Below are 8882 nucleotides of genomic sequence, written 5' to 3'. Positions count from 1 at the left end.
CAAGGTCGCAAGCGTTGTAAGAATAGGCATAAATCATAGCCAGTTTAACAACTGGCTGATATGCTATTTACGACAAAGTCGCTCGGTAATTAGACCGACACAATCCCTTGGTAATCACACTAATACAGATTAAACAATTAATCTAAGTAAAAACCAAATTCGTTTCTTATCCTTTGTAAATCTCCTTCCACGCTAATTTTCACTTCTTCAAGAATTAGGATTTCTTCCACAGCATCTTTAATCGTGAGATCTCTTTCTCTTTCCTTGTATTCAGCAATCATTTTGGCGAAGTTTTTTTGACCTTTCTTAGCTCTATTACCTGCTGACTCTATTCTTTCTAAATAATTTTGATCGACGTTAAGTGTTGAGGATTTTACTTTTGCTAAGTTAGCTTCTTGTATAACATCATTCCATAGCGAATTTATATGTGCAGATGTAACTCTTATGATCCTTTTATATTCAATTAATTGGATTATTTCCGTATGTTGGCGCATCCGCCAAGCAATCATCGCACTAATCATTGAAACTAACATGCTAACTATAGCTATAACAGACGGTGCTAAGCTTACCAAAACAGAGGATGTGCTCATTAATTATTTCACTTTTAATAAATGTATATTTTGAGTTCTAAATTGAGCTTATCACAGTTTAAAATTGATATATTCACAAAAATTTTATCAGCTACTCTCACTAAAGTAGTTAATTTTTATCTAGCTATTTTAGTGAGAGTAGCTTGAAGCTAAAAGAGCAGGTTGATGGCAAGTGGGAATCTATTTCTTCCTTTATGCCGCAAATCCCAAATGGGCAAACAGTGTATTTAAGCCGAACCTTTACAGATAAAGTATGGCTGATAAAAATTACAGGCAAACGCTACGAATCAATAGAACGTGCAGAGCAGGCCTTAAATCAAAAGTAATGCCTGTTAATTTACCGCACAGTGAGTGACTGCAAAAAAAGTTTAATATAAGTTTGCTGGTAAAGTGTGGCGGGCACGTTAGTATGCGCTAATAAAGGTACAAGGAGCGTAGTATGGCTAAGCAAACAGTGTTAATTATAGGTAATGGCCCCGTCGAAAAGGATGTAAGTAAAACTCTAAATAGCTTTGATAGAGTGGTGCGCTTTAATATGTGTGCAAACATGCCTGCATACTTAGGCCGTAAATGTACTGATTTATGGTTAGTGGGACGAGGTAGGCAAGGCGCAATGCTTTGCGCAGCGTTTCCAGATATAGATATAACGCAGCTGAAAAATGTCATGATCACTGCTCCAAAACCTAACTTATTTACTCAACCTTTTTATAAGCTAATTAACCGCAGGGGCTGTATTGACCATGGCGATGAAATAATACGCAAATATAGCCCGCTTGCAAACGTGAGTCGAATCGCCCAGCACGATAAAACAGCATTATTAAAACACTTATATACGTTTGGCAAACCTGCTTTTAAAGCTAAAACACCCAGTTCGGGAATGTTAGCCATTGAGCACTTTTTAAAGCAGCAAGCACAAGTGTATATTATCGGTTTTGGTTTTAAGGGCTGGAAGCGTCATCCGTGGGATTTAGAAAAGCAGTATGTAGCGTCACTTATTGCTAAACAAAAAGTACAGTTATTAAAAAGCCCCAGTTAATGCTGGGGCTAAAAAGTTATAACCAAGCTATTACCAAATCATCTCAACAAATTCAGGGTGATCGATATACGGGTTACGATTACCTTGAAACTCATAAGCTGCTTGGTTACGGTCAAGTTCCATTTGGCTAACAGGGTCGGCGTTATGCCAGTTAAGTAGCATAGCTACTACCCAGTTTTCGAATACTTGATTGCTTGTACCATTAAGGACTGCATTACTGGCAGTTGTGTTATTTTGCCACGAGCCTATTACATTCTCGTAGCGGGTTGCCATGTAAAAATAAGCGCGGGCAAAGTCACCTTTAAACTCATCAATTGGCTCAAACACCGTACCTGAGTAATTAATAGAGCTTGCTGCTGAACCGACTTTACTACCGTTTGTTGATGTAAATGATGCACTAGCCACTTCACCAAAAGGGTAGTTACTACGTTTTGAGTTTACATAACCGTCGGTTGCATAAATGTGGTGCACGTCTGAATTCATTGGCTCATTTGTGCCGCCAAACCAGCTTTTAGGGAACGAATGCTCGCGGTTATAGCAATCTGCTTCACTGTTATAAGTACCACACTGATCGCTTACCGCGGTGTAAATATAGCTGTCGCTACCATTTGGCTTTTCGCTATACATATCTAAAATACTGTTATCGTTTTCAAAGTATTTATCGCGTGCTGAAGAGTCGTAAAAGTTCCAAATAGCCGAGTAACCTTGCGAGCTGTGATTTTTGATAATGTTATAAAGCTCAGTTTTTAATGCATAGCCAGATAAGCCCTGTGTTGTTACGTAATAACCTGTTGGTGTTGGGTTAGTGCCACCGCCAGTATCACCACCAGAGCTATCGCCTAATTCAAAAGTTGTACTATCTGTGTTATTAAAACTTGCGCCACTGGCAAGTGTGGTGCTGCCCTGAGTGAGCGCGTAATTACCATTACCTACGTTACAGCACATACCGTCGCCATAGCTGTCACTTATAACTAGGGTGTATGCGCCATCAGTTAAACATAGTTGCTCATTATATTGTGTGTTAGAGGCATAATCACTACCACTGGCTACGCTGCTACCTTGGCTGTTGTTAACCACCCAGCTGGTTTCGCTGCCGTAGTTATCGGTATTAAGTGTTAAAGTAAGGCTATGGTCGTTACAGCTGCCTGTAGCGCCGCCGTCTGTATTAGGCAAAAAATTATCTACATAAACGGTTTCATTGCCATCAAAGCCGCTCATATCGTAAAAACGTAAACCAATATTAATGGTTTTATTACTGCTAGGCGTATAACTGTGGCTAATTGTTTGCCACTGGTTAGTTTGCGCTTGGTTAGAGTACCCTTGGTAGCCATCTACATACAGGCGGGCCCTTATGCTTCCTTCAGTGTGATATACATCCACTGAGAAATCATATGTTTTGCCCGCCTCCACACTAACTTGTTGTAATAAGTCGGTATTGCTTTGCGAGCCGGTGGTCACATTAATAGCCGCCGCGCTGTTTGCGTTATTTACGATACTGGTTGAGCGCGATACATTAATACCGCTATCAATTGTGGTCCACGCGTCAGGCGTATTGCCTGTCCACTGCTCAAATCCGCCATTTGCGACATTGGCCATTGCTGGGGTGGCGGCAATCAGTAATGCCGTGCTAAGTAACTTATTTTTGTATGTCCCGTGTGACATGATTTTTCCTATTTTTTATAGTTGAGTAAATAACATACACTATCTGCACAAGGTTACAAATTTGTTAAATACAAAATTAATAAAATAGCAATAATAAGCCTTTAAGCTGTTTTTGAAGGTCTTTATATAAATTAATAACTAAATGGAATAACAAAGCAGATTCTATTCTTTTTTTCTCACCGCATAGCCCGCTATCCTGCACACTAATAAAACCTCAGCAGAGTTACTCTGGGTGAGGTAAAACTCATTTTGAACAGCGCACCATGTGGGCTGTATGTAATTTTCAGGGTTATGGGGAACAAATTCATGTTGTTAGGTCAACTTAACGCAGCGGCAAGCCCGCTATCGCAAGAGCAAGTACAAAAGCTGCAAGGCTTAGTAGCAGAACTTAATCCGATTCAGCAAGCGTGGGTAAGTGGTTACTTAGCTGCAAATGCTAATTCTGCGGCTCTTGGTGGGCAAGCGCCTACAGCGGCTGCAAGCGATGCTGCGCCACTTACTATTTTGTATGGTTCGCAAACAGGTAATGCAAAAGGTGTGGCGACTAAGCTTAAAGAGCAAGCAGAGTCGCGCGGTCTAGCTGTAAAACTTGTGAGCATGTCTGACTACAAACCTACAGCCCTGAAAAAAGAAAAGTTTTTAACCGTTGTTGTATCTACCTACGGTGAAGGTGAGCCACCTGAAGATGCTGAAACACTGTATGAATTTTTAACTACCAAAAAAGCACCTAAGTTAGATGGCGTTAAAGTCGCGGTACTGGGTTTAGGCGACTCTAGCTATGAGTTTTTCTGCCAAACAGCAAAAGACTTTGAAGAGCGTTTAAACAAACTTGGCGCAGTAACTATTTTCCAACGTGCCGACCTAGATGTTGATTACGATGATGAAGCAGCCACTTGGATCACCGGTGCACTTGATGCATTCGAACCTGATTTAAAAGCACAGCAAGATGCTGCTGGCGGCCAAGTTGTATCAATGCCATTTGGCGCGCCAACAGCGGCAGCAAGCCAGTACACTAAGCAAAACCCATTTGCGGCAGAGCTTGTTACCGTACAAAAAATTACAGGGCGCGATTCTACTAAAGATGTACGCCATGTTGAGATTTCGCTTGAAGGCTCAGACATCACCTACTTACCTGGTGATTCATTAGGCGTGTACTTTTTAAATGATGAAGCCCGCGTAGATGAGCTACTAACACACACGCAAATCGATTCAGGCACACTTGTAAAAGTGGGCGAAGAGTCACTGCCTATTCGCGATGCATTAATCGAAAAGTTAGAGCTTACTCAGTCATACCCAGGCTTTGTAGAAAAATACGCAGTTGCAACGGGCACGCCAGAGCTACTAAAGCTTGTAGAAGATAAAGCCGCGATGCGTGAGTACATTGAGCCTCGTCAAATTTTTGATGTAGTGGCACAAAATCCTGCAAAAATAGACGCACAAACCTTAGTTGATTGCCTACGTAAACTACAAGCGCGCTTATACTCAATCGCTTCAAGCCAAAGCGAGGTTGAAGAGGAAGTGCACTTAACGGTAGGTTTAGTTGAGTTTGACGCCTTTGGCAGCGAACATTTAGGTGGCTGCTCTGGTTATTTAGCACGCCGTGCTGAAGAAGGGTGTAAAGTTAAAGTATTTAGTGAGCACAATGACAACTTCCGTTTACCTAGCGATGATAATACCCCCATTATTATGGTTGGCCCAGGTACCGGTATTGCGCCATTCCGTGCATTTTTACAAGAGCGTGACTCGCGAGAAGCACAAGGCAAAAATTGGCTGTTTTTCGGTAACCCACACTTTACACAAGACTTCTTGTACCAAGTAGAAATTCAGGGTTATTTAAAATCAGGCCTATTAAGCAAAGTTGACGTTGCATTTAGCCGTGACCAAGCCGAAAAAGTATACGTACAAGACAAACTACGCAAAAATTCAAAAGAAATTTTTGAGTGGCTAGAAGCGGGTGCGCATTTTTATGTATGTGGTGATGCAAACCGCATGGCAAAAGATGTACACAACGCCTTAGTTGATATCATCAGCGAAAACACCGGTAAAAGCTACGAAGACGCAGAGCAATATTTAAAAGACTTACGTAGCGCTAACCGCTATCAGAAAGACGTGTATTAATCACGTTTCTTATTTTATTAACAGCTAGCAGCCGTCACTGTAACAAATTTAGGATTTAAAATGAGCGAACAAGATAAAAACGTAAAACTTTCTGATAACGAACGTTTGAAAAGAGAAAGTAACTTTTTACGTGGCACCATAGAGCAAGACTTAAAAGATGAAATTACCGGTGGTTTTACAGCCGATAACTTCCAACTTATACGTTTTCACGGTATGTACCAGCAAGATGACCGCGATATACGTCCTGAGCGCGCAAAGCAAAAGCTAGAGCCGCTGCACAACGTAATGCTACGTGCACGTATGCCTGGCGGTATTATCAAGCCTGAGCAATGGCTAGCAATTGATAAATTTGCCGATGAAAAAACAAGTTACGGCAGTATTCGTTTAACAACACGTCAAACGTTTCAATTTCATGGTGTATTAAAGCCAAATATTAAAGGCATGCACCAAATGCTTAATAGCGTTGGCATTGACTCTATTGCCACCGCAGGCGATGTAAACCGTAACGTACTATGTACGACTAACCCTGTTGAGTCAGAGTTACATCAAGAAGCGTATGAGTGGGCTGCAAAAATTTCTGAGCATTTACTTCCAAAAACGAAAGCATACGCTGAAATTTGGTTAAATGGCGAAAAAGCAGAAACTACAGAAGAGCCAATTTTAGGTTCTAACTACTTACCGCGTAAGTTTAAAACCACGGTTACTATTCCGCCTAACAACGAAGTTGATGTGCATGCGAATGACTTAAACTTTGTTGCTATTGCTGAAGATGGCAAGCTTGTTGGCTTTAACGTACTTGTAGGTGGTGGCCTAGCTATGACCCACGGTGATACGGCTACGTATCCGCGTAAAGCTGACGACTTTGGTTTTATTGCCCTAGAAGACACTTTAAAAATTGCTGAGCACGTTGTATCAGTGCAGCGCGATTGGGGTAACCGTTCTAACCGTAAAAATGCAAAAACTAAATACACACTAGACCGTGTTGGGTCTGACGTATTTAAAGCCGAAGTAGAAAAACGTGCCGGTGTAAGCTTTGCACCAAGCCGCCCTTATGAGTTTACTCACCGTGGCGATCGTATCGGTTGGGTAGAAGGCATTGATGGCAAGCACCACCTTACGCTATTTATACAAAGTGGCCGTATTTTAGACTACCCAGGTAAGCCATTAAAAACAGGTTGTCGTAAAATTGCTGAAGTGCACCAAGGCGATATGCGCATGACGGCTAACCAAAACTTAATTATTGCTGGTGTGCCTGCCGATCAAAAAGCAGTCATTGAAGAAATTGCCCGTAACCACGGCCTAATTGATGACAAAGACACTGAGCAACGTAAAAACTCAATGGCGTGTGTAGCATTGCCAACGTGTCCGCTTGCTATGGCCGAAGCTGAGCGTTACTTACCAAGCTTAATTGAAAAAACCGAAGCACTACTTGCTAAGCATGGCATACCTGATGACAGTATTATTATGCGTGTTGTAGGTTGTCCTAACGGTTGTGGCCGCGCAATGCTTGCAGAAGCTGGTTTAGTAGGTAAAGGCCCTGGTAAATACAACGTTTACTTAGGCGGTAATTTAGAAGGTACACGCATTCCTAAACTGTACCTAGAAAACGTAGGTGAAGATGTTTACCTAGACGCGTTTGATAAGCTGATTGGCCAGTGGGCAAGTGAGCGAAACGACGGTGAATGTTTTGGTGACTTTGTAATTCGCAAAGGCATTGTTGCTGAAGTAAAAGTATCAGTAACCGATTTTCACGCTTAATTAAATACCCACGCGGAGCGTGGGTGAGGTTTAAAATTAACCATGAGTGAATTTAAAAACATATTACAGCTTGATAAGCAAAGCCAAGCGGCATTGCTTGCAGATGCAAACGGCATACTTGCACCAATGAGTGCGGAGCAGCGTGTTGCATGGGCACTAGAGAACTTACCCGATACAGCTTTTTTATCATCAAGCTTTGGTATTCAAGCGGCGGTCATGCTGCATTTAGTAACATCTCAGCGTCCTGATATTCCTGTGGTATTAACCGATACGGGTTATTTATTTCCAGAAACGTATCAGTTTATTGAGCAAATGACAGCGCGCCTATCACTTAATTTACAGGTGTATAAAGCTGAGCTAAGCCCTGCATGGCAAGAAGCTAAATATGGTAAATTATGGGAACAAGGCGAGGACGGTATTAAGCAATATAATCAGCTTAATAAAGTAGAGCCCATGACCCGCGCATTAAAAGAAATTGGTGCCGGTACTTGGTTTAGTGGCCTGCGCCGTGACCAATCGTCGACCCGTGCAGATAAACAGTTTGTTGAGATAAGCCGAGGTACGGTAAAAGTGTACCCGATTATTGAATGGTCAAACCGCGACGTATATCAATACCTTACTAAGCATGATTTACCTTACCACCCATTATGGGAGCAAGGTTATGTGTCCATGGGTGATGTGCATACTACGCGTAAACTTGAGCCAGGTATGAGCGAAGAAGAAACGCGCTTTTTTGGTTTAAACCGCGAATGCGGGCTGCATATTGACGGCGATGGCATTTAAAAAAAAGAAAATGCTAAACAACTATTTAAACGCAACTTAGGTTGCGTTTTTTATTGCAAAAAAATTGCCTGATTAAGTATTTTTTATTAGACTTGCCTTTCAAGGATTCATTTTTAAGCAGGAACGCTATGAAATACTTCACCTACTTGGCAATATCAGTCATGATCATTGCTGTTATCTCTTTGTTTTACCTAAAAAAGCCAGATGGCCAAACATGGCTTTCTAGTTCATCTATTAGTGCTGAATCTCACAAAATTAAAGAAAAAATGGTCGCGTTATCTAGCAATACGTTTAATCAGGCAGTGCAAGGCGCAAAACAAGCAGGCGATAAAATTGCGCAGAGTGTAAACAATGATGCGGCGACAATTAAACCCGGTAACAAAATTTATAAGTGGCAAGATAAAAACGGCCAATGGCATTTTTCAGATACGCCTAATGCAGATGGCAAAAGTATTGAGGTAAAACTTGATGCCCGTGATGTCACTGTTGTAGCCGCAGAAGACACCTCAATTTTGAGTAGCAGTGCAAGTACCTCAAAAAAGAGTATTCAACCACCTACACCTACCGTTTACAACGCTGAATCTATTCAAAAACTGTTTGAAGATGCTGAAAAGGCAAAGCAAAAATTAGAGCAGCGCAGTAAAGAGATGCAAAGTATAGGTGGGTACTAAATTTTATTGTGTGCTTAGCATTAAAACTTACTCAATATGAGGGGTTTGTAATTTGTGAGCTGAGTTACTGCGCCTTCGTTATGCTAAGGGCTTACAGCCAGTTAAAAGCAATACCAAGTTGCAATACTCGTTAATTATGTGTCCCGTCCTGAAATAGGTTGACGGTTTTAATGAAAGACTTGGTGCGAAAGCGCCAGGTCTTTTTTATGCACTTGATTTGGTGTTTTCATATCCAAACTTAAGTGCGGTCGCATTTCATTGTAT

The 8882-nt window shown here is 41.4% G+C and carries 8 protein-coding genes; 6 read left to right on the top strand and 2 right to left on the bottom strand.

Annotated features, from left to right (window positions below; translation table 11 throughout):
- Positions 1-137: 137 nt before the first annotated feature.
- Positions 138-590 (bottom strand): hypothetical protein, encoded by a 453-nt coding sequence (locus PSI06_RS20140; RefSeq protein WP_273587803.1) that lies wholly within the window; start codon positions 588-590, stop codon positions 138-140.
- Positions 591-733: 143 nt separating this feature from the next.
- Here PSI06_RS20140 and PSI06_RS20135 point away from each other — a divergent pair, with 143 nt between their 5' ends.
- Both PSI06_RS20135 and PSI06_RS20130 read left to right on the top strand, forming a co-directional pair.
- On the top strand, positions 734-916 hold the full coding sequence (locus tag PSI06_RS20135; protein WP_240452938.1) for a hypothetical protein: 183 nt from the start codon (positions 734-736) through the stop codon (positions 914-916).
- A 113-nt stretch (positions 917-1029) separates the two neighbouring features.
- Positions 1030-1626, top strand: a complete 597-nt coding sequence (locus tag PSI06_RS20130) for a hypothetical protein (RefSeq protein ID WP_273604735.1) — start codon at positions 1030-1032, stop codon at positions 1624-1626.
- A 30-nt stretch (positions 1627-1656) separates the two neighbouring features.
- Here PSI06_RS20130 and PSI06_RS20125 read toward each other — a convergent pair whose 3' ends face one another.
- Positions 1657-3288, bottom strand: coding sequence for an endonuclease (locus tag PSI06_RS20125; protein ID WP_273604736.1), 1632 nt, complete (start codon positions 3286-3288; stop codon positions 1657-1659).
- A 306-nt stretch (positions 3289-3594) separates the two neighbouring features.
- Between PSI06_RS20125 and PSI06_RS20120 the strand changes: the two genes are divergently transcribed.
- The 4 genes from PSI06_RS20120 (at position 3595) to PSI06_RS20105 (ending at position 8618) form a co-directional block, all read left to right on the top strand.
- Positions 3595-5406 carry an assimilatory sulfite reductase (NADPH) flavoprotein subunit gene (locus PSI06_RS20120; RefSeq protein ID WP_273604737.1) on the top strand — a complete coding sequence of 604 codons (1812 nt, stop codon included), beginning with the start codon at positions 3595-3597 and terminating at the stop codon, positions 5404-5406.
- Positions 5407-5466: 60 nt separating this feature from the next.
- Positions 5467-7164, top strand: a complete 1698-nt coding sequence (gene cysI, locus PSI06_RS20115; protein WP_024031990.1) for an assimilatory sulfite reductase (NADPH) hemoprotein subunit — start codon at positions 5467-5469, stop codon at positions 7162-7164.
- A gap of 42 nt (positions 7165-7206) precedes the next feature.
- Positions 7207-7947 carry a phosphoadenylyl-sulfate reductase gene (locus PSI06_RS20110; RefSeq protein ID WP_004589442.1) on the top strand — a complete coding sequence of 247 codons (741 nt, stop codon included), beginning with the start codon at positions 7207-7209 and terminating at the stop codon, positions 7945-7947.
- A 128-nt stretch (positions 7948-8075) separates the two neighbouring features.
- The gene (locus PSI06_RS20105) at positions 8076-8618 is read left to right on the top strand and encodes a DUF4124 domain-containing protein (RefSeq protein ID WP_273604738.1); all 543 of its coding nucleotides are present in this window, start codon (positions 8076-8078) and stop codon (positions 8616-8618) included.
- The last annotated feature ends 264 nt before the right edge of the window (positions 8619-8882 follow it).

The organism is Pseudoalteromonas sp. GABNS16E (assembly GCF_028598715.1).
Taxonomy (GTDB): Bacteria; Pseudomonadota; Gammaproteobacteria; order Enterobacterales; family Alteromonadaceae; genus Pseudoalteromonas; species Pseudoalteromonas atlantica.
Note: the sequence above shows the minus strand (reverse complement) of the source record. Positions and strands in the feature narration are given on the sequence as shown.